Raw genomic sequence first — 21556 nt, forward strand, 5'->3', positions numbered from 1 at the left:
ATGGGAACATAACATTTCAACCAATCAGTCTAAGGAATTTAAAATTCAGTTAATGGACAATTTAAAAAGTTTGTGTAAAAAATCGGGCAATGAAAATTGAAAATTGAACATAAAACACACTTGAGTTATCAAACATCCGCTGTTAATAATTAAGCTTTACATACAGTTAATCACGGCTTATTATAGCATATTTTCGCTTTTAAATCTTATTTTAAACGTAAACTCGTAATTTTCAACAGGATAGATAAACAAAACATCATATATTATGCGTAAAAAAATTATGTTCTTCCTCTTGTGTTGTGCAATGATTACCGGTAATGCGGCCCTGTACGCACAAAAGACATCTTTTTATCAAAGCCCGCTTATTACTTACCGCGATGCTATTGAATTATTTAATAAAGAAAAATTCGGAGCTGCACAGGAGAAATTTAAACAACTGCTCGGAATAAAATATTACCCTACCGAGATGCGAGCCAATGCCGCATATTACAATGCCATCTGCGGGCTGAAACTTTTCAATGCCGATGCCGAAAACCTTGCTATGGCTTTTATCAAAGCATATCCCGAGAATCCAAAAACCAACATCACTTATTTCCAACTGGCCGACTATTATTTTAAAAGCAAAAAATATGACGAAGCCCTGAAAGCTTACGAAAAAACCAACTCCGAGCAGCTTAGCGCCGAAAACCTTGCTGAATATAAATTTAAATCGGGCTATTGCTATTTCACACAACAGGATTATGACAAAGCCAAAAAAGCTTTCTTTGACATCATTGATAAGGAATCAAAATATTATGCCCCGGCCAACTATTATTTCGCCCACATCGCTTACACGGAAAAAAATTACGAAACTGCACTGAAATCCTTCCGCAAATTGCAAGCCGACGAAGCATACAGCAAAATCGCCCCTTTCTATATGATACAGATTTATTATTACCAGCAGAAGTATGACGAAGTTACTGCTCTTGCCCCTGCCCTGCTTGCCGATTCCAACAACCGGAGGTATCCCGAAATTTCACGCATAGCCGCCGAAGCATATTACCAGACAGAACGCTACAGTGAAGCTATCCCCTATCTTGAGAATTACCTGCAACGAAATACAACCCCCATGTCGCTACAGGATTATTACATGGCAGGTTTCACCTATTTTAAAACCGGCAATTATAACCAGGCTATTGATAATTTTAAAAAAATCAGCACCGCCGAAAACGACTCCCTGACTCAACTCACCTGTTACCACCTCGCTGAATGTTACCTTGCAACCGAACAGAAACAATTTGCCATAAATATGTTTTCGGCAGCTTATAAAATGGATTTCGACAAAGATGTACAGGAAAACGCCATGTTCAGCTATGCCAAGCTTTCCTACGAAACAGGGTACAACCCTTATAACGAATCCATTAATGTATTCAATGAGTATATTGATAAATACCCCAATTCCTCCAACCTTGATGAAGCTTACGAATACCTTTCAAATATTTACCTTTCGACAAAAAATTATAATTATGCTCTTGCCTCACTTGAAAAAATCAAAAAACGTGACTTAAAACTCAATACGGCTTACCAGAAAATAGCTTATCTGCGAGGCATTGAACTTTTCAATAATTCTGATTTCGGTCAGAGTATTGCACTGTTTAACAAATCTCTTAAGTATCCTGTGAACCAGAATCTTGAAATTCAATCTTACTTCTGGTCGGCAGAAGCATATTACCGTATGGAAAAATACGATTCTGCACTGATAAATTATCAGCTGCTGCAAAGCATACCGGGAGCATACGGCAACGAAGCTTACCTGAATTCATATTATGGGATGGGGTATTCTAATTTTAAAAACGCGATTACACATCCAGCCTTACCAATTTCAGAAAGTATGCCACCGAAGCAAAAAACGCTCCTCAAAAAACATTAAACGACACATACAACCGCTTAGGTGACGTCTATTTTATGAATCGGGATTTTGCCAGTGCCATAGAAAATTATAACAAAGGGATTGGAATAAAACTGGTTGACGCTGATTATGCCATGTACCAGAAAGCCCTTGCAGAAGGTGCTTTGGCAAAACTTGAAACAAAAGCAGCCTCATTGATTAGCATGATTGAAAACTACCCGAAATCGAACTACCGCGCTGCAGCTATTTTTGAGCTTGCTAATACTTATCAAAACATGAACAACAGCAACAAGGCCATTGATTATTACGATATGCTTTCACGCGAATACCCTAATTCGGGGTATGTAAGCCAATCCTTACTAAAAAAAGGAATGATTTATTACAACTCGGAAAAAGACGAACAAGCATTACAAGTTCTGAAAAAAGTTATCAGTGATTTCCCTGGGACACCGGAATCAAAAGAGGCGCTGGTCAGCATACGCAACATTTATGTTGACAAAGACCAGGTGGAAGATTTTTTTGTATATGTTAAAGGGTTGCCATTTAACAATGTTTCAGACTCAGAGCAGGATTCCATAACTTATATAGCTGTAATTAATCGCTACATGAAAAATGATTGCGTCAATGCTTCCAAAGGATTTAAAGATTATATAGAAAAATTTCCCAACGGAGCATATCTTATTGATGCACATTTTTATCTTGCAGAATGCCAGTACCGTTCAGGGGAAAGCAATGAAGCGCTCGAAAACTACAATTATGTTACGGCAAAACCCCGCACAAAATTTCTGGAAAAATCTTTACTTCATGCTGCTGAGATTAATTTCAGTAATAAAAAATATGAGGCGGCTCTCAGTAATTATATTGAACTCGAGAAATATGCTGAATACAAAGAGAACATCACGCTGGCTATGGCTGGGCAAATGCGCTGCAACTACCTGCTTGAATTATATGGCTCGGCCATAGAAGCGGCACAAAGGCTTCAAAACACCGATAAACTGACAAATGAAATGGAAGTTGAATCACACATGATAATTGGAAAGTCTGCAATGACCATGAATAATTATTCTCTGGCTCATGCCGAATTTAATGCCGTAACAAAAATCACAAACAGTGAATCCTGTGCCGAAGCCAAATATAATATTGCCTATATTTTTTACCTTCAGGATAATACTGTGGAATCGGAAAAAGCAGCTTTTGACCTGATAAACCAGGTACCCTCTTACGATTACTGGGTAGCAAAAGCTTTTATTCTTCTTGCCGACAATTATGTAAAAACCGGCAATGGGCATCAGGCAAAATATACCCTGAAAAGCATTATTGATAATTACGAAGGAGCCGACCTGGTTGCCATAGCACAAGGCAAACTTAATGAGATTCTTGAAGCAGAGAAAGCTGAGGAACAACAAAAAGCTGAAGAATTGCTGAAAGAAAATGAACTCCAGATTCCTGACATGGACATTAAATAATTTTGTAATCATGAAAAATAATATAAATTACCGCATTATGAAAACAACACGATACATCCTTGGATTTACGGCATTTTTCATATTGTTTTATCATCAACTATCCGGGCAAATAAAACCTTACGCTGAAAATGTGACGGTGATAGCTCCATATCAGCCTACCATCTCTGATGCAAATAAATTAAACACTCAACCAGTATTTACCGACACAGTGATTACCATGCCGAAACTGGAATATCCCATGCTATTCCGTAAATACAAAACTCAGTTTGCTGCGGAGCCAATTAAAGCAGCACGTGTTGGAGAACCATCCCTAACTAAACTTTATAAATTTCTTCTGAAAGCAGGGTTTGGAAGCTATACTTCCCCATATGGCGAATTTTTTGTAAACAATACATATTCCCGCTCCTATGCTGTTGGTGGACATTTGAAACATCACTCCTATTTTGGGAAAATTCAAGGATGGGCTTACCCCGGTAATAATGAAAACCTTGCAGAATTTTACGGAAAAAAGTTTTTTAAAAATACTGTGATAGGAGGCGATATTTCTTATAAAAGAAATGTCTGGCATTATTACGGCTTCAAACCCGGCGAACTCTCCGTCCAGCCTCTTGACAGAGATTTGTATAAACAACGCTTCAACCTTATCACAGCAGGAGTTTATTTCAACAGCATGCATCACCCCGATTCCCTGAAACTTAATTATTCAACAGCGCTAAAATATTATTACCTGAACGACTTTTATAGTGTCTCAGAAAACGGCCTTGAGTTTAGTGGCGACATTCACAAAGACCTGCACTTATTTAAATTCACAAGCTCCCAGTTACTGGGGATGCAGGCCAAAATCAACTATTATTTCAATGAAGACAGCCTCCGGCAGTACAATGCCGGCATTATTTCGCTAACCCCATACATAAGAACAACTTTTAAAGGGTTCAACTTCAACCTGGGCGTTGACATCTCTGTGTCTGCCGACAGCCTGGCGTCTTTTCATTTTTATCCTATTGCCGATGTCCAGTTTAACATAGTAAAAAATATCCTGATAGTTTTTGCAGGGATAAAAGGAAATCTGGAAGAAAACACCTATCTGAGTTTTACGAACGAAAACCCATACATCAATCCTCAGATACCTTTGTCATACACCAGCCATGTGTATAATATTTTCGGCGGCATCAAAAGTGAAATAAGCCGTACCCTGAATTTCTCCGCTGCTGTATCTTACGAAAGAATAAAAAATATGCCCATGTATGTGAACGACACCAGCCTCGTTTTCAACAACAGGTTTGTAATAATTTACGATAATGCCAAACTCCTTAATGTCAAAGGAGAACTTGCTTATCAAAAAGATGAAAAGTTTAAACTTCTCGTTGGAGGCAACTTCTATAATTACATCATGGATAACGAGGACCGGGCATGGCATAAGCCCATTTTTGATGCTTACGCAGATTTTTGCTATAACATCCGTGATAAGTTTATTATTCAGGCAGGAATTACGGGACGTTCAAATGTATATGCCAAAACATTTGCCGGAAGAAACCCCGTGAAGAAAAAACTCAGCGGGTATGCCGACTTAAATTTAGGTTTTGAATACCGGTATTCGAAAATATTATCAGCCTGGATAAACTTTAATAATGTCACCAACATGTCGAAAAAAATAAAATATTATCAGTGGAATAACTATCCACTTTATGGCTTTAATCTCATGGCAGGCATTTCATATGCATTTTGAAACAAATAGTAAAAAAACTAATCTCATTGCATATAAATATTTTAATTTGTAAATGTATGAAAATTAGTTATTACTAAAGCCCGCGGACGTGAAAAGAAGCAATACATATGTCTAACCTTATTTTCTTTACGTTGTTTTAATCTATTTTTTGTAAAGGATTCTGAAAAATCATTATTGATTTCGTAAATGGAATTTATTTGCATTATTTCAGAAAAAAAAGTAGTTTTGTTTTATTGAATTAAGCCATATGAAAAAATTACTTGCTTTTTCCAGCTTGTTATTTATACCCTTGTTACTGGCAGCACAAATGCCCGATACACTTCGGCGCGCCAGTGGTTTTTATATCAGCCCGGCGCTTACTGGCTTTTATTTTTCGGAAGAAAACACACAACCTACCCCCGGCTTTGGGCTGAATGCGGGTTACCGTTATATGAACAAATGGAAAAACGGGCTTTTTATTGAAAGCGGTATTGGCATCAGCTGGCTGACAGCTAATTATGCCGAACAAATAAGCACAGTAAACACTATGGGCAGGGATTGGACATACAGTACACTAAGAAAAGGAAACCAGCTTTATGTAAGTTGCCCTTTTCTTTTCGGGTACAGAACTACCAGAGGTAAAGTGCGTTTTCAGGGGAGCGCAGGAATTTCTTTCAACATAAAATACAGCGATTTTGAAAAAGTTACTATCAGTGGTGACTACCCTTTTGGGATTCCCGGAACAAAAAATTCCGGCGACGAACTTACTTTTGGCACCAGTTTCAGCGCTATTGTCAGGGCAGGTATCAGTGTCCCTCTTCGTGAAAGACTTTGCATTGAGTTTTTGCCGGCATTCAGATATAACTTTTTCAGCACAAAACTTGAAAGTTTAAATTTTCTGGAAAGCACCACCACCCAATTCCAAAATTGGTCAGCAGGGCTTGATATAAGCCTGATTTGGTCACTGGACAACACCAAACCCCAAACACTGGAAGAAAAAAGAAAAAATAAAGAAACTGAGCCAGATTATACCTATCAATATAACACCGAAAAAATGACTGTACAGATTAAAGATAAGAAAAAACCAAAATGGTATAACAATTATTTTTATTTCGAAGCACTTGGCAGCGGGCTCTCCTATTCATTCAATTATGAACGTACGCTATTCAGGAATGATATGGTTGGCATACAAGCCAGAGTAGGTTACAGTTTTATTTCCAAAATATACGCTTTTCCGGTTGGATTCAATATTACTTTGGGCCATGCAACGCAAAAATTCGAGGCAGGCATTTACTCTACCTTTGAGAGCCTCTTACTCGAGGAGTTTAATGTGAATATTGTTCCTCAACTGGCTTACCGCCTTGAAACCAAAGAAAATTTCTTTTTAAGGCTGGCTGTGATGTCGCATATAGTAACTAAAACAGGAGAATGGCTGCCGGGAATTGGGATTGCTGTGGGAGGATGTTTTTGACAGTTAGCAGTTATCAGTTAACAGTTAGCAGTTTATATCGGGAAGAAGAGTTTTATGCTTAAATAAATAAACAACAGCGATATCAGAAAGAATATTATTGCCCAAAACATGGCAGGTATGCGGGTGATTTGGGCCAATATGGCAGCGTCACCGGCTGATTTAGATTTGCGAAAAGCCAATGTTATAAGTTCTACAGAAGAATACAACGCCTCAAACAGCATAATTCCGGTAATAAATGCACAAAAAATATATCTCATCATATCATCGCCGTAAAACTTCACTATCAGCACAAGCATTACAAACACTACAAGCCATATCAGCCCGAAAGTATTCCTTACAAGAAAAGTAAGGTTGAGCAAAGAAACCGTTGCAAGCGAATACAGCACCACGGAATATTGCCCTTTGCTGATAAAATAAAACATCAGCCAGGCAAAAGCCGAACCAACGGGATAGCCGGCAAAGGCTACCATAAAAAATCTGAATTTCCCCTTTGTTTTTGTTGTTGCTGTACCTGCACGGTTGCTGAATAACTCCACTTCATAAACTTCTCCCCTCATCAGTAATGCCATCAGGGCATGACCGCTCTCGTGTATCAGGGTGTTGACCACCCTCAGGTATTTTCCCAGATAAGGAATGCGGTTAAAGAGCAATACAACCAACGGCAGGGCATATAAGATATATTCTTTTTTCAAGCCGAATGTTTTGGCAAAGGAAATGAATATTTGCTTTTTATCTATGCTTTTTCCTGAAAAAATTTAAGTACACAGAAATTGCAAATGATACAAAAAAGATAATTAAAGTTATGACTTCTGCCAGGGTTTCGCCGGTGTCAATTCCACTGATACGCAAAATAACATACCGGATATAAGAATAAGGTAAGTTTGTGTTCCCAAGTTTCTCAAGCACTTGCCAGTGCCATTCGGTGAGCGGACAGAAACCTATGCCATAAAATATACCCAGCAAAAACCAGGAGAAAGCAGTAAGAGATAGTGTTATGAAATTAGCCAGGCGTGTTTTTTCCCATACCCAGCCGAAAATATTGAAAAGTGTAAAAACCGTATGAAATATCAGAAAAAAATAATCGAGAAAATGATACCAGAACATTAAAATAGAATTTACTATGTGAAATTAATACAAAATAATGATATATTTAGAAAAATAACTTTCAAAATACTTTAAACCACTTATCTGCGTTAAAATATTTTCTTAACAAAAGTGTTAATAACTTCCTTAAATAAATGTGTAAATTTTTAACCATTTTTTGGGAAAAAGATCGTATCTTTGTTTAGTTTAGAACTTTATATAAGTAATTGATTATGAGCGAAAAAGAAAAAGTGAACGGCACTAATAATGCTATTGAAAACACAAATTATGACGCTGACAGCATAAAAGTGCTTGAAGGGCTTGAGGCTGTAAGGAAACGCCCTGCCATGTATATTGGCGACACCGGAACAAGGGGTTTGCACCACCTTGTGGTAGAAGTTGTTGATAACTCCATTGACGAAGCACTTGCCGGTTATTGTAATAATATTGAGGTAAAAATCAACCCGGATAATTCCATCACCGTGGAAGATAATGGCCGCGGTATTCCCACAGGTATGCACGAACAGGAACAACGTTCCGCCCTGGAAGTTGTCATGACAGTTTTGCATGCGGGGGGAAAATTTGATAAAAACTCCTACAAAGTCTCCGGAGGGCTTCATGGCGTGGGTGTATCATGCGTCAATGCTCTTTCGTCAGAAATGAAAGTTACGGTTTATCGCGAAGGGAAAATATTTGAACAGGAATATAGTTGCGGGAACCCTATTTACCCTGTGCGGGTAGCAGGCGAATCGGATAAAACAGGTACCAGTATCACATTTAAACCTGACAAATCTATTTTTTATATCACAGAATATAATTATGAGTTGTTGTCATCACGCCTTCGTGAACTGGCATACCTGAATAAAAAAGTAAAACTTGTGCTTACTGATTTGCGCGAACACGAAGAAAACGGCAACGGAAAACATCACGATGAGTTTTACTCTGAAAACGGGCTAAAAGACTTTATTGAATACCTCGATGCTACCCGTGAAAAACTCATGCCCGACCCTATTTGCATTGATGGCGAAAAAAATGACATCCCCATTGATATTGCTATGCAATACAATTCATCCTTTGCCGAAAATATACATTCATACGTTAATAATATAAACACCCATGAAGGCGGTACTCACCTTGCTGGTTTCAGAAGGGCGCTTACAAGAACGTTGAAAACTTATGCCGAGAAGACAGGCATGTTGGCAAAACTGAAATTCGATATCAACGGCGACGATTTCCGCGAAGGGCTCACGGCTATTATTTCAGTTAATGTTCTGGAGCCTCAGTTCGAAGGGCAGACGAAAACCAAACTTGGTAACAACGAAGTGATGGGGGCAGTGGACCAACTTGTCAGCGAATTGCTGACATATTATCTGGAAGAACACCCGAAAGAAGCCCGCACTATTGTCAATAAAGTGATTTTGGCTGCAACTGCGCGCCATGCAGCACGTAAAGCCCGGGAGTTGGTACAACGAAAAAATGTCCTTTCCGGCTCAGGGTTACCCGGCAAACTTGCAGATTGCAGCGAAAAAGACTCTGCCCTGTGTGAAATTTTTCTTGTAGAGGGCGACTCCGCAGGAGGCACCGCCAAACAGGGCCGTGACAGAAAAACACAAGCCATACTGCCGCTTAGGGGAAAAATACTCAATGTAGAAAAGGCCATGCCTTACAAAATATTTGAATCAGAAGAAATAAAAAATATCTTTACAGCTCTGGGAATCACAATAGGAACGGCAGAAGACAGCAAAGAACTCAACCTTGACAAGCTTCGTTATCATAAAATCGTCATCATGACAGATGCTGACGTGGACGGAAGCCATATCGCCACCCTGATACTCACTTTCTTCTTCCGTTATATGAAAGAATTGATTGAACGAGGCCATGTTTACATTGCTACTCCCCCGCTATACCTGATAAAAAAAGGCAACGAGCAACACTACTGCTGGACAGAAGAACAGCGTGAACAAGTTGTGGCTGAGTTTTCTAAAACAGGAAAAGAATCCAGCATCCACATACAACGATACAAAGGTTTGGGAGAAATGAACTCAGAACAGCTTTGGGAAACCACCATGAACCCTGAAAAACGTATGCTCAGGCAGGTAAACATTGTGAATGGCACAGAAGCCGACCGGATTTTCAGTATGTTGATGGGCGATGAAGTACCCCCGAGAAGAGAATTTATAGAAAAAAATGCAAAATACGCAAGAATTGATGTTTAATCTCTTGCACATTTTTCACCACATAGACACATAAGGGCACATAGAAATATTAAGAAAGCATGAACATTGTTGTTACCGGCGCTGGAAAAGGAATAGGACTTGAGCTGTGTAAAAAATTCCTTCAGCAGGAGAGCAATAAGGTTATTGCAATATCAAGAAATATTGAAAACCTTAAAGAACTTCAGGAAAAATATATAAACTTATGCCCAGTTTCTTTTGACCTCACAAATGAAGTGTACACTCCTATTATTGAAAAACTCAGCTTCTTTGAAGAGAAAAAAACAGATATTCTTATAAATAACGCGGGTTTGCTGATAAAAAAACCCTTTGATAAATTGAGCAGGGCAGATAACAACAAGATGTTTGCTGTGAATTTTCATGCCCCTTTCCAAATGATACAAACCCTCCTACCCTTTATTTCTGATAATGCACATATAGTAAACATCAGCAGCATGGGTGGTTTTCAGGGGAGTGAAAAGTTCCAGGGATTGACGGGCTACAGCGCCTCCAAAGCAGCCCTGGCCATACTGACAGAATGCCTTGCTGCCGAGCTAAAAGAAAAAAAAATCAGCATTAACTGCCTATGTCTTGGTTCGGTAAAGACAGAGATGCTCCAGAAAGCCTTTCCCGGATATAATGCGGCTGTAAATGCGACACAGATGGCAGATTTTATTGCTGATTTTGCATGCAAAGCTCATCGCCATATGAACGGTAAAATTATTCCCGTATCGCTGAGTACTCCATAATTTTTTCAACTAAAACATACAATTTTTTATTTTTGGCATCGTTCATTTTTTGTAATTAAAAAATTGCAGCCATGAAAACAATAATATTTTCATTCTTGCTGACAGCATTCCTGTCTTTTGGTGTTTTGGCACAATCAAAATCTACCATTACCATCAAAACCATAACCATACAAAACGGCGATACGGTGATAACCCAGCGTTCTTACGACAGCGAAGGAGATAACAATATTTTCTTCAGTGATACCGCTTTTAACAATCAGGATGTGTTTTTATTTTTCAATAAAGATTATGACCTTGATACAAATTTTAGTGAACGCTTTGAAGAAATCTTTACACGGGAAATGAAGGATTTTTTTAAAGATTTAAATATGGATAATGATGATTTTTTTGACAAGAAATTCGACATATTTGACCGTACCTTCCCGCTGGATATGAATATAGACAGCCTTTTCCCCGATGAAGTTTACAGAATGCCCGACGCGACAGAGAAAGAGTACGAACAGCTAAAACCCCGTATAGAACGGCAACAACAGGACAATCAGGCGCACCGCATTGTTTCTGAAATCATCATCTCATCTTCACTGCCTAATGTGAGCAACTTCGGCACAGACGAATTTTCTGACGACAGCCAATTGAAAGTGTATTTTCAGCTTGATGAAAAAAAATCAACGCTTTTAACTGTTGACAACGATAATCACAAAAGTATTTATAAGGAAAAAATACCAAAATCAAAAGGCCTGTACACCCGCCTGTTTGATTTCAGTAGCTACAAGCCGGGCATATATTATTTAAGCGTAAAACAAGGCAAAAAACAATCGGTGAGCAAGGTATCTATAAATAAATAGGTAGTGCTGACGTATTTATTTTTTTAATACTTTTGCATCATGAGTCTTTAGCTCAGCTGGTTTAGAGCGCTTGCTTGACAGGCAAGAGGTCAGCAGTTCGATCCTGCTAAGACTCACCAACAATAACAAGGGTTTCAGAGGTTCTGAAATCCTTTTTTTGTTTAGTGTCAAGAAAAAGGCCAATAATTACGAAAATAAACACAAAATCCCATTTATTAAAAGCAAAATCTTTCTAATACAAAGAATATAAAAAAATCAGATAAAAGATAGCAAAATAATCCAAGCAGACTATGAACCTGGATAATTTATGTTATAATGTGTCTTTAGCACAAAACCCTGATAGCGCCTGGAACAACCTTTATAGTAACAGGCGAAAAGCCGATAAATTCCCCGTCAATTTCTATTGGCGTTTTACCTGATAAAGCATCCACATGAGTCTCGATTGCAGTTTTATAATGCAGATCAGGTAAATTTATTTTCACGCATTTGCGCGCTTTGTTCAGGTTCCTGAGGTAATCAAACAAGGAAATATTTCCCAGCACCACTAAGGAGAATATTCCGTCATCAAGTTCTGCATCGGGTGCAATTCCCAGTCCGTTTCCGTAAAACTTTCCATTTGCCACCACCACGTCAATAACGTTTCCCTCGTATTCGAAGTTTTCTGTCTTAACCCTCACCAGATGTTTTTTATAGGTCATAAAGGTGCTCAGTATGGCCCGCTGGTAATTGAACATGGCTCCCATCCATTTGGCATAAGCGCTCTGCTTCTGCACAACCACAGCGCCGATGCCAATATCAGCAATGTTGATAAAATAACGGTGCTGCATCTCTCCTGAAATTGACAAGTAGTTTACCATGCCCATATCTATGAGTTTGTTCTTATCTTCCTCAATCGCTTTTATAAGTTTTTCGACAGTATCCGGTGCATTTGCTGCGCGCACAAAATCATTGCCTGATCCCATGGGTAGCACACCCAGTCTGACGTTAGACCATTCTTCTTCGCTTAAATTCTGGCGTACCTTCATCATGCCATTGGTAACCTCGTTAAGGCAGCCATCACCACCGATGCAAATTATACTGGTAAATCCTTCGTTTAAAGCCTGCTCTGCAAGCTGAACAGCATTCCCGCCATAGGCTGTAATAAATTTTTTCATCTTATGTGCATGACCAAGATGTCGTTCAAAGTTCAGAAAGATCTTGTCCGCGTTTTTTTTTCTACCGTCAATAATAAAAGCAATAGGCCCCATAATAATCTTAGTATAAAATAAAAATACAGTTGGTATAATGGTTTTACACTGTCATTTAGTCAGCTGCAGCATTCCTTTATCCGTTAAAAATTGAAAAAACATTAGCTTGTATCGGTGGCTTTTAAGTTCTCGTATCCAACGATTTTTATAAAAAAATAAATTTTTTTTCAATTTAAACAAGGTATGTTGGTCGACTATGTTGATCAGATGTTGCAATAATACAAAATAATTTGACAGAAAAAGAAAACAAAGAATTGATTATGGTATAAATCATTTTTCCTTTCTTGCCTGATATAAAAGAAAAACTGGTCAGTTAACAAAGGTATGCCTTAGCGACTATTGTGCTATTGATGTCCTCTCAGTCAATCTGATGGTTAGCAGAAATGGAAGATCAGCAGTTCTTACGATAGCCATCGGAACTGCTAAGGCTCACTGCAAACTTCGCCCAAGTGGTTTTTTAAAAAGGCATTTGACCTTCAAAAGATATTTGTATTGTACTTTTTGTCTTGACACAAAAAGTACCAAAAAGTCAAGAAAATATATCGCGAACCCTGCCTTGCCGGTAGGCAGGCTTCACACGGGCCACTCCCTGACACCGGCATGTTTTCGGGCCAACACTCTTTGTTTCTGCGAAACAATTCGGTTTTCTTAAGGATATATTTAAGATCAACAGGATTATTATAAAAAACAACAGGCAAATAAACCAAAGGTGTAAACGGAATCTGACAAAATTACGACAAGGGGTTCAGAGTTTCTTTGAAACCTTTTTTATTTGTGGTTTACAGAAAAGAATACACTTTGTATTTTTTGGTGGTTTGGTGCGACCCAGCATGGTCCCTTTGTGGATTAAAGGGAAAGCCAGCAGCTTCATGATAATCTATCCTAAATGCTGCGTCAAACAAAAAAAAACTTTCAGAGTAATTTGATTTTTTTAAGAACATAACTATTTTTAAAATTAATGCAAATTATTTATATTTGATAAAATTTTTTAATTTATTGTTATGGAAAATACAAATGCACTACAAAAGTTTACCAACCTATATCAATAAAGCGCTTAAAATTTCTACTATTGTAGATGAAAGGAATATTTACATTGGTTCAATGAAATGCTTATAAAGCGCTTGAAATTATGCCGGAATTTATAATAATTCAAACAGTATGCTTGCTTAAATTATTATTAAAAATGTTCAACTCCTCCGGAGTCGCCATTGTTTTTGTGTTATCTTTTTATAAATATTCGATGCCTCCGGCATCGGGCAAAATAGGTTCGTTTTGGTATTCCTCAAACCCTGATCCAGCTTTAGAAAAAAATCTACTTCGTAATCCGGGATAAAAATTAATTTTTAATACAGCGGACAGACAGGCCGCTTTTTTTGTGAAAACTTCGCAGATAAATAAATGTATCCGCATCGCTCAGGAAGCGGCTCCATGCTTTACCGGAACCGTGTGGTGTTGAGCTCCACCAATACCCGTTTCTTCCCATATAAACAAATTGACTGATGTTGAACCGAATGCCGCCCGGCAATGCAGAAAAACCGCTGCTGTTTGTTGCACCGCCAACAGCATTCCATCCTGCGACTGCCTTCATTTTAATGCCTCCAACAACACTGCCACCCACATAGTTCTCAAGAGTTTTCCATTCTTCGTTTGTCGGGACATGCCAGCCCGCAGGGCATACATTACGTGAGTCAGTTATAGTGAACCCATTGTATAATTTACCATATTGGTCTCCATACGAATAGGCATTATTGTAAAAGCACCAGGCGGCTTTGCCTTCTTTAGCTGCCTTTTTCCAGTCTGCATCGGTTTCGGCAAGAGGTATGGGGTCTCCATTGCTGAATTTTTCAGCGCTAAGGTTTTCGGCCATCCAGATTTGGGTGCCAATCTTAACGGTTTTATAGGTTTTGTTATTAATGGGGTCGGTGAAAGAACCGAACTCCTGCGCATGGGAAACAATACACATAAATGAAAAAAGATTGGAAATACTTATAATACCAATCATCAAAAAAATGCTTCTTTTCATGTTTTAATATTTTGCATTGTAAAATTAAAATATTTTTCTTAGTTAATATTGCGTAATGGTGTTTAACAGATAAAAAATGAAAAATAATGGAAGGAGTCAGTAACTTTATTAAATATAATTGTAGAGCACTCGCAGAGCATTTCTCGACTGTTTTTCCTTCTTCAAGCCCTGTATATTTTTTTCTTTCTACCTTTGAGGGCAAAAATATGTACAGAAGATAATTGCAGTGTATGGAAAACATGAAAGCAGCAGATGATAAGCCAAGCGGAGAGCAACCGAACAAGGAGAATATAACAAACAAGCGTTTTGTGCGGGCTTTGTTAGTTGTTGCAGGCAGCTTTTTTACCGGGCTGGGGATACTCGGTATATTTTTACCTTTATTGCCCACCACGCCTTTTCTTCTGCTGGCAGCAGCCTGCTATGCCAGAAGCTCAGAAAAATTTTATCACCGGCTTTTAAACAACAAGTGGTTTGGCATATACATAAAAAATTACCGTGAGGGCAAAGGCATCCCGTTAAAAGTTAAAATTTCTGCTATTTCGTTGTTGTGGCTCACCATAGTGCTTTCCGCCATTTTCGCCACCGACAACCTTTTTATAAGAATCATACTGCTCGTTATCGCCACCGGCGTTACCTTGCACATTGCATTTATACGCAATAAAAAATCCTGACATTTTTTAAAAAATTTTACTTAAGATTTTTATTTTGCTTAGTGGCACTTAGTGCCCTGGTGTCTTAGTGGATATAAAAGTATAAAAACAAGATATATTTGGTTCGCATGACTACCACTAAGGCACTAAGAACACTCAGAAACACTTAGAAAAAAGAAAATTGTTTTAACAAAGGCAAGATATAATTATGAAAAAAAATAGGTAACTTATAAGCACTATTAGAATGCTAAAAAACTAAATATTACTTTTCAAACGCCTTACACACTGAAAAAACCTATCAGCCAGATGGCAATAATCACAACGCCAAGAGCTCCATTAATAATATAAGGTTTTTGTGCGGAAATATTTGTATAGTTTTTCACAAGTGGTTTCAAAGCAAGGACAGTTAGAAACGAAAACAAAGCGGAAGCTACTGCTGTCAAAGGCCCTTTTATAAATATGTATTGAGTGAAAAACTTTGCATTAAACCAGTATTCATCCAGCATCACATACCTCATCATCAGCGCAAAAACCGGAAAAACGAGCAATGCCGTGAGTGCAGGAACTAAGAAAAATATGATTTTTTTTTCAGTATCTTTCTTTATCATCAGAGAGGCAAACAATTCGAAGCCAATACCCAGCATTATCAGCGCTTCGGGCCTGCAGCCACAGACACCCACATCATTTAATTTGAACAACACTGCTACTCCCGCAACCAATAGTGTTGTTCCTTTGGCACGAAATAAATAGCGTGCCGCAGCAAACAATACCAAGGTGATGGTGCTTAAAATAACAGATTTATTAGGGATGTGCATGCTCCCCAGCACAGTTTCGTTCAGGCCTGCTAATGTCCCAAACATGATAAGCCATAAAAAATCTTTTCTTAATCTCATGATAAGGCTATGTATATAATTTTTTAGTTATTCAAAATTAGATTATTTTTTGCATCAAAGCATTTTTTATTAAAAAAAAATAAGTAGGTTTGCTGTACTAAATATGAAATTATGAAAAAAGGAATTGAACATTACAAAGATGCCGCTAAACGCTCGGCACAATGGCATGCAGAGTATTTAAGCAGGATGAAAAAATGCCGTTTTGATACTATCGCTGTCCACGGCGTATATTCCATGCAGGAAGCGCTTGATTTTAATCAGGGCTCCATCATTGAACCTATTTATATGTCATCGTCACAGGCTTATCGCGATGCTGACGAAATGGAAGCTGCTTTGGGTTACATGGTCCCAACGTGGTGCTATTCAAGAATAGGAAACCCAAGCATGTATTATTTTGAAGGTGTGATGGCTTTGCTTGAAGGATACGGCATGGAAACCGGAACATCATGCTGTGCCACTTCTTCAGGAATGTCTGCCATTGCCAGCGCCACGGAGCCTTTTTTGGCAGTTGACCCTAAAAATCCCAATCAGAAAATGAATTTTGTTGCAACCTGCCAGGTTTACGGAGGCACGTTTCAGCAGTTCGCTATCCGCAAAGACCAGGAACGCAACATCGAATGGCGCAAGATTATCAACTCGAACGATATTGATGAGTGGGCTTCCAAGATAGACGAAAATACACGTTTCTTATACGGAGAGATGCCAAGCAACCCTTCACAGGCCTTCTTCGACTTAAAGAAAGTGATAGAACTTGGCCACTCGCATGGCATACCTGTCATTATCGACAACACGGTTGCCACTCCTGCCCTATTGCGCCCACTGACACTTGGCGCCGATGTTGTTATACAATCGGCTACCAAAACGCTTACATCCAGCGGTTTCGGCATTTCCGGCGCTGTCATCGCACGCAACAACCTTATTTCACGTTATGGCACAGAAGAGATGAAAGCCTGCTTCGGCGGTTATCTCAAGCAACTGCCAAACCGCGATATGGGGCCAAACCTTTCGCCAATGAATTGCATTCTCAGTCTTAATGATATGAGGACACTGCGTTCAAAGGTTGATATGTTAAGCCGCAGCACCATGAAAGTCGCCAAGTTTCTTGAATCACACAAACACATTCAGCAGGTTGATTATTTAGGTCTCGAATCTCATCCGTTGCATAAGCTGGCCTCTGAGTACCTCTGGCTGGTTGATGCAGAATATGACGAGATGTACGGAAAGCCCGTGAACCGTTATGGGCACCTGATGTCGTTCCATGTGAAAGGCGATGCTCAGAAGACACGCGATGTGTTTGATGCTTTCCAGAGAATATGGCGTGCTACGGATTTGGGTCGCATTAAATCAGTAGCAACTATTCCGGCAATTTCAACTCATTCACAACAAGGCGAAGAGGGAAGAAAAATTGCCGGTATTCCTTCGAACCTGATTCGCCTATGCGTTGGAGGAGAACATCCCGACGACGTGATCGCTGACCTTGACCAGGCACTGGCTGTGCTGGATGGCAAAAAAGTTTTCTTCTCAGCACCGGAATATTCTGCCGGAGGTGCGTCTTCCGCAACATTAAAATAAATCAATTTATATTATTAAATTAAAATTTTTATGAAACATAAAATTGCTCTTATAGGCTTCGGTACCGTTGGACAGGGTATCAGCGAAATTCTCCTAAACAAAAAGAAATATCTGAAGGATAATTACAAGTTCGATTACGACATTGTGGCTGTGGCCGACTTTGCTTACGGCAACTGCTACAACCCGAAAGGCCTTGACATACCCTATATGCTGAAAACTGCCAAAGCAAAGAAAAAATTCACGAAAGACCTCTACAAGAAAGACACACTTTCACTGATAAAGAACTGCAATGCCGACATTGTATGTGAACTCACATACACCGACCTGAAAACCGGTGGCCCGGCTATTGAACATGTTAAAACAGCGCTAAGTTCAAAGAAAAATGTTGTTACAAGTAACAAAGGCCCTGCAGCCCTGAAATTTCAGGAATTCGACAAACTAGCCAAAAAGAACGGTGTAAAATTCATGATAGAAGGCACTGTGGTGGCAGGCACACCCATAATCAACCTGAGCAAAGGGCCGCTGGCCGGTTGTGAAATAAGCAAAATTAAAGGCATTTTGAACGGCACCACGAATTATATGTTAACTGAAATGGAGAAAGGCATGGACTATGCCTCCGTGTTGAAAGTGGCTCAGGAATTGGGTTATGCCGAAGCGGACCCGACAGGTGATGTGGAAGGTTATGACGCAAGAGGCAAAGTGTGCATTTTGGCGAATGTGGTAATGGGCGCACCATTAAAAATAAACGACATTCCGTGCAAAGGGATAACTAAAATCACCCCAAAAGATATTGAAAAAGCAAAGAAAGAAGGCAAACGCTGGAAACTTATCGGCTGTGTGGAAAAGAAAGGCAACAAGGTTGTCGGTTCCGTTAATCCTGAGATGGTAGAACTGACACACCCTCTTGCAGGAGTGATGGGAGCAAAAAACGCTTTGACCTTTACTACAGACATGCTCGGAGATGTTACCATTGTAGGCCCCGGGGCAGGAAGAATTGAAACCGGATTTTCAATTTTGACGGATATTTTAGCGATACATAGAGGTTAGAAGAATTTAAGGTTGGAAGGTTTGAAAGTTTGAAGGTTAGAAAGTTCGAAGGTTGGAAGGTTGGAAGGTTGGAAGGTTAGAAGGTTGGAAGGTTCCTGATAATTAATTGCTATAATAATGTCAAAAATTAATAGATTTGAAGATCTTGAGATATGGCAAAAAGCAAGATGTTTATGCCATGAAATATTCATTTTGTTGACTGAAACCGGACTCTGTAAAGATTATGCGTTAAAAGACCAGTTGAATGGAAGTTCCGGTTCTGTAATGGACAACATCGCAGAAGGATTTGAAAGAGGAGGCAAGAAAGAATTTATTCAGTTTCTTTATATTTCTAAAGCCTCTGCAGGTGAAGCGAGATCACAGCTTTACCGAGTATTCGACAGAAAATATATAACTGAAGAAAAATTCAACGATTTATCCTCAAGCATTCTTGAGATCAGCAAACAAATTTCAAAATTTATTGACTACCTAAAAAAAACCGAATATAAGGGGGATAAATTCAGGTAACTCCAAACTCTAAATAATAAATGAATATGCAACCATTAAGCCTCACAAATAACCTGTAACCTTAAACCTTTAATAAAAAATAAAAAATGTCCTACACACACAAATATCTGAAAATAGATTTAACAACTCAAAAAATAGAATTTGGCCAAACAGAAAAAAAACTTATCGACCAGTACATTGGCGCTAAAGGAATGGGCTTTGCTTTGCTCAACCGGTTAAATCCGAGTCCTGCTCCGTTTGATCCTGAAAATCCTCTGATATTTATCAACGGACCCTTCACCGGAACAAAAATGCAAACCAGCGCCCGCACCACGCTTGTAACACGTTCGCCACTCACAGGATGTGCACAGGATTGCCATTGTGGCGGAAGCTTTGGCCCAAGATTAAAATTTGCCGGTTACGATTACATATACATCACGGGAAAAGCTGAAAAACCTGTTTATATTTATATCTATGAAGACAAAGTCAAAATCCTTGATGCCGCTGAATTGTGGGGTAAAGGAATTTTTTATACCAATGACGAACTAAAAAAACGCCATAGCGGTATTGACCCAAGAATAGCAGCCATAGGCCCTGCCGGAGAAAGCCTCTCGAAAATATCGTGTATCGGCATTGACAAGCACCGGCAGTTTGGGCGCGGCGGCGTGGGGGCTGTGATGGGTTCCAAAAACCTTAAAGCCATAGTGGTTGACGGCAACATCCCCATAAAATATTTCGACGAAGAAAAATTCAAAGCCATTAATCTTGATGCAACGAAAAATATTTTAAACAACCCCAATGTCAAATTCCGCCGGCAAAAAGGCACTATGAAATGCATACGCAGTTGTCAGACCAACGAGATACTTCCTGTAAAAAACTGGCAGAAGGTACAATACGAAGAATTTGAAAAATTAAGCTCGGAAACCACCCGTGAAGAGCTCAACTGGGAGGATACAGGCTGCTACAATTGCTCTATACGCTGCTCCAAATGGGCACGCTGGGATGGCCACGAAATAGAAGGCCCGGAATATGAAACCACAGCTTTCCTTGGATCCTCATGTGAAATTTCTAATATCAAAGACATAGCTTTTGGCAATGAGATATGCAACGACCTTGGCCTCGACACCATCAGCGCCGGAGGAACTGTAGGATTTGCCATGGAATGTTATGAAAAAGGATTACTGGAAAACACTTTTGGGTTGCAGCTTGACTGGGGAAATGCCGAAGCCCAGCGTGAACTGTTGCATCAGATGTCGCACCGCAAAGGTCTGGGTAAAGTTTTTGCCGATGGCACCAGAGAAGCTGCGCTGAAAATTGGCAAGGGAAGCCTGGATTTTGCCATACAAATTTGTGGTATGGAGCTGTCGGGAATAAACCCTAAAGGTTCCTTAACCATGGGAGTTGCCATGGCTGTTGCTGACTTTGCAAGCCACACCCGCTTATGGATAGCAGAAACAGAGATGGGGCCGGATTTCAAAGTTGAAGATATCCTGCCTGCCGTTTTTGAAGGCATTGACACCGTGAATGTCCGCAACAGCATGGTAATTTGCGACTTTGTGCCTTTGAGCCTCGCAGTGCTTGCTGAAATTCTCAATGCAGCAACAGGAAGCAAGCACACGGCTGAAGATTTGCTTAAAATCGGCGCAAGAATAAACCATTTATCCAGAGCCTACAACCTGCGCAACGGCCGTAGCGATGCCGACGACACTTTGCCCGAACGCTTTTTCAGCGAAGAAAGCCTGGCTGGGTTTATGAAAGGCAAAAAAATGGAAAAAGATTATTTTAAAACCATCATTCATGAATATTACAAAATGCGCAAATGGGACGCAAAAGGTGCTCCCACTGCCGAGGTACTTAAAGAGTTTGAAATATAGCGTTATCCAAAACTAAATTGTTTTTTCGCAGTGTGAGACAATCGGAGATCTCAGTGTCTTGCTCAGTGTCCCTGTGGTTTAATAATCCTTTTTTACCTCAATGTACACAGTAAAAAAAGAGTTGCACAGACCATGACACAAGAAAGTCAAGAATTCAAAAATAAAACTTCTCTCAAAATATTTCATTGAGAAAACCAGCGTTCGCCGAGGCGGGTCAGCAGGATAAAAAATATGTTCCCGCAGATCTCGCAGATTACGCAGAAAGCAATCAATATTCAATTTTGGTTATTCAACTGAAGGATGGGAATTGGAAAGTATCATTAGCAGACACATATTTCCTAAAG

18 protein-coding genes and 1 tRNA gene are annotated in these 21556 nt (G+C 39.3%); 14 read left to right on the top strand and 5 right to left on the bottom strand.

Annotation, left to right across the window (positions count from 1 at the left end):
* Positions 1 to 265: 265 nt before the first annotated feature.
* From M0R16_11180 to M0R16_11195, 4 genes are all read left to right on the top strand, one after another.
* Positions 266 to 1909 carry a tetratricopeptide repeat protein gene (locus M0R16_11180; GenBank protein ID MCK9613434.1) on the top strand — a complete coding sequence of 548 codons (1644 nt, stop codon included), beginning with the start codon at positions 266 to 268 and terminating at the stop codon, positions 1907 to 1909.
* 35 nt (positions 1910 to 1944) lie between these two features.
* Complete coding sequence (locus tag M0R16_11185; protein ID MCK9613435.1) at positions 1945 to 3354, top strand: tetratricopeptide repeat protein; 1410 nt, start codon at positions 1945 to 1947, stop codon at positions 3352 to 3354.
* Positions 3320 to 5080, top strand: coding sequence for a hypothetical protein (locus M0R16_11190; protein MCK9613436.1), 1761 nt, complete (start codon positions 3320 to 3322; stop codon positions 5078 to 5080). The genes M0R16_11185 and M0R16_11190 overlap by 35 nt, the downstream gene beginning before the upstream one ends.
* 247 nt (positions 5081 to 5327) lie before the next feature.
* Positions 5328 to 6530, top strand: a complete 1203-nt coding sequence (locus M0R16_11195) for a hypothetical protein (GenBank protein ID MCK9613437.1) — start codon at positions 5328 to 5330, stop codon at positions 6528 to 6530.
* A gap of 32 nt (positions 6531 to 6562) precedes the next feature.
* On the opposite strand, the gene M0R16_11200 is transcribed toward M0R16_11195, so the two are convergent.
* Complete coding sequence (locus M0R16_11200; GenBank protein MCK9613438.1) at positions 6563 to 7222, bottom strand: M50 family metallopeptidase; 660 nt, start codon at positions 7220 to 7222, stop codon at positions 6563 to 6565.
* Positions 7223 to 7259: 37 nt separating this feature from the next.
* Positions 7260 to 7634 carry a DUF2784 domain-containing protein gene (locus M0R16_11205; protein MCK9613439.1) on the bottom strand — a complete coding sequence of 125 codons (375 nt, stop codon included), beginning with the start codon at positions 7632 to 7634 and terminating at the stop codon, positions 7260 to 7262.
* A 212-nt stretch (positions 7635 to 7846) separates the two neighbouring features.
* Here M0R16_11205 and gyrB point away from each other — a divergent pair, with 212 nt between their 5' ends.
* The 4 genes from gyrB (at position 7847) to M0R16_11225 (ending at position 11539) form a co-directional block, all read left to right on the top strand.
* Positions 7847 to 9829, top strand: a complete 1983-nt coding sequence (gene gyrB, locus M0R16_11210) for a DNA topoisomerase (ATP-hydrolyzing) subunit B (protein ID MCK9613440.1) — start codon at positions 7847 to 7849, stop codon at positions 9827 to 9829.
* 59 nt (positions 9830 to 9888) lie between these two features.
* On the top strand, positions 9889 to 10575 hold the full coding sequence (locus tag M0R16_11215) for an SDR family oxidoreductase (protein MCK9613441.1): 687 nt from the start codon (positions 9889 to 9891) through the stop codon (positions 10573 to 10575).
* 71 nt (positions 10576 to 10646) lie between these two features.
* Positions 10647 to 11420 (top strand): hypothetical protein, encoded by a 774-nt coding sequence (locus M0R16_11220; protein MCK9613442.1) that lies wholly within the window; start codon positions 10647 to 10649, stop codon positions 11418 to 11420.
* A gap of 41 nt (positions 11421 to 11461) precedes the next feature.
* Positions 11462 to 11539: transfer RNA gene (locus tag M0R16_11225), tRNA-Val, on the top strand.
* Between the two features lie 204 nt (positions 11540 to 11743).
* Here the strand turns inward: M0R16_11225 and M0R16_11230 are convergent.
* Positions 11744 to 12574 carry a diacylglycerol kinase family lipid kinase gene (locus M0R16_11230; protein ID MCK9613443.1) on the bottom strand — a complete coding sequence of 277 codons (831 nt, stop codon included), beginning with the start codon at positions 12572 to 12574 and terminating at the stop codon, positions 11744 to 11746.
* Positions 12575 to 13850: 1276 nt separating this feature from the next.
* On the opposite strand from M0R16_11230, the gene M0R16_11235 reads away from it, so the two are divergent.
* The gene (locus M0R16_11235; GenBank protein ID MCK9613444.1) at positions 13851 to 14000 is read left to right on the top strand and encodes a hypothetical protein; all 150 of its coding nucleotides are present in this window, start codon (positions 13851 to 13853) and stop codon (positions 13998 to 14000) included.
* Positions 14001 to 14003: 3 nt separating this feature from the next.
* On the opposite strand, the gene M0R16_11240 is transcribed toward M0R16_11235, so the two are convergent.
* Entirely contained in the window at positions 14004 to 14690 is a 687-nt protein-coding gene (locus tag M0R16_11240) for a fibrobacter succinogenes major paralogous domain-containing protein (GenBank protein MCK9613445.1), read from the bottom strand.
* 308 nt (positions 14691 to 14998) lie between these two features.
* Here M0R16_11240 and M0R16_11245 point away from each other — a divergent pair, with 308 nt between their 5' ends.
* The gene (locus tag M0R16_11245; GenBank protein ID MCK9613446.1) at positions 14999 to 15361 is read left to right on the top strand and encodes a YbaN family protein; all 363 of its coding nucleotides are present in this window, start codon (positions 14999 to 15001) and stop codon (positions 15359 to 15361) included.
* Positions 15362 to 15618: 257 nt separating this feature from the next.
* Here the strand turns inward: M0R16_11245 and M0R16_11250 are convergent, their stop codons facing one another.
* A complete protein-coding gene (locus M0R16_11250) occupies positions 15619 to 16233 on the bottom strand; it encodes a hypothetical protein (protein ID MCK9613447.1) in 615 nt (204 codons plus the stop codon).
* A 111-nt stretch (positions 16234 to 16344) separates the two neighbouring features.
* On the opposite strand from M0R16_11250, the gene M0R16_11255 reads away from it, so the two are divergent.
* The 4 genes from M0R16_11255 to M0R16_11270 all read left to right on the top strand — a co-directional run bounded on the left by M0R16_11255 (position 16345) and on the right by M0R16_11270 (position 21212).
* Positions 16345 to 17805, top strand: a complete 1461-nt coding sequence (locus M0R16_11255; GenBank protein MCK9613448.1) for a PLP-dependent transferase — start codon at positions 16345 to 16347, stop codon at positions 17803 to 17805.
* Between the two features lie 30 nt (positions 17806 to 17835).
* Positions 17836 to 18852 carry a homoserine dehydrogenase gene (locus M0R16_11260; protein ID MCK9613449.1) on the top strand — a complete coding sequence of 339 codons (1017 nt, stop codon included), beginning with the start codon at positions 17836 to 17838 and terminating at the stop codon, positions 18850 to 18852.
* Between the two features lie 117 nt (positions 18853 to 18969).
* Entirely contained in the window at positions 18970 to 19359 is a 390-nt protein-coding gene (locus tag M0R16_11265) for a four helix bundle protein (GenBank protein ID MCK9613450.1), read from the top strand.
* An 86-nt stretch (positions 19360 to 19445) separates the two neighbouring features.
* A complete protein-coding gene (locus M0R16_11270) occupies positions 19446 to 21212 on the top strand; it encodes an aldehyde ferredoxin oxidoreductase family protein (GenBank protein MCK9613451.1) in 1767 nt (588 codons plus the stop codon).
* The last annotated feature ends 344 nt before the right edge of the window (positions 21213 to 21556 follow it).

It is taken from the genome of Bacteroidales bacterium, from assembly GCA_023228145.1.
Classification (GTDB): Bacteria; Bacteroidota; Bacteroidia; order Bacteroidales; family CAIWKO01; genus CAIWKO01.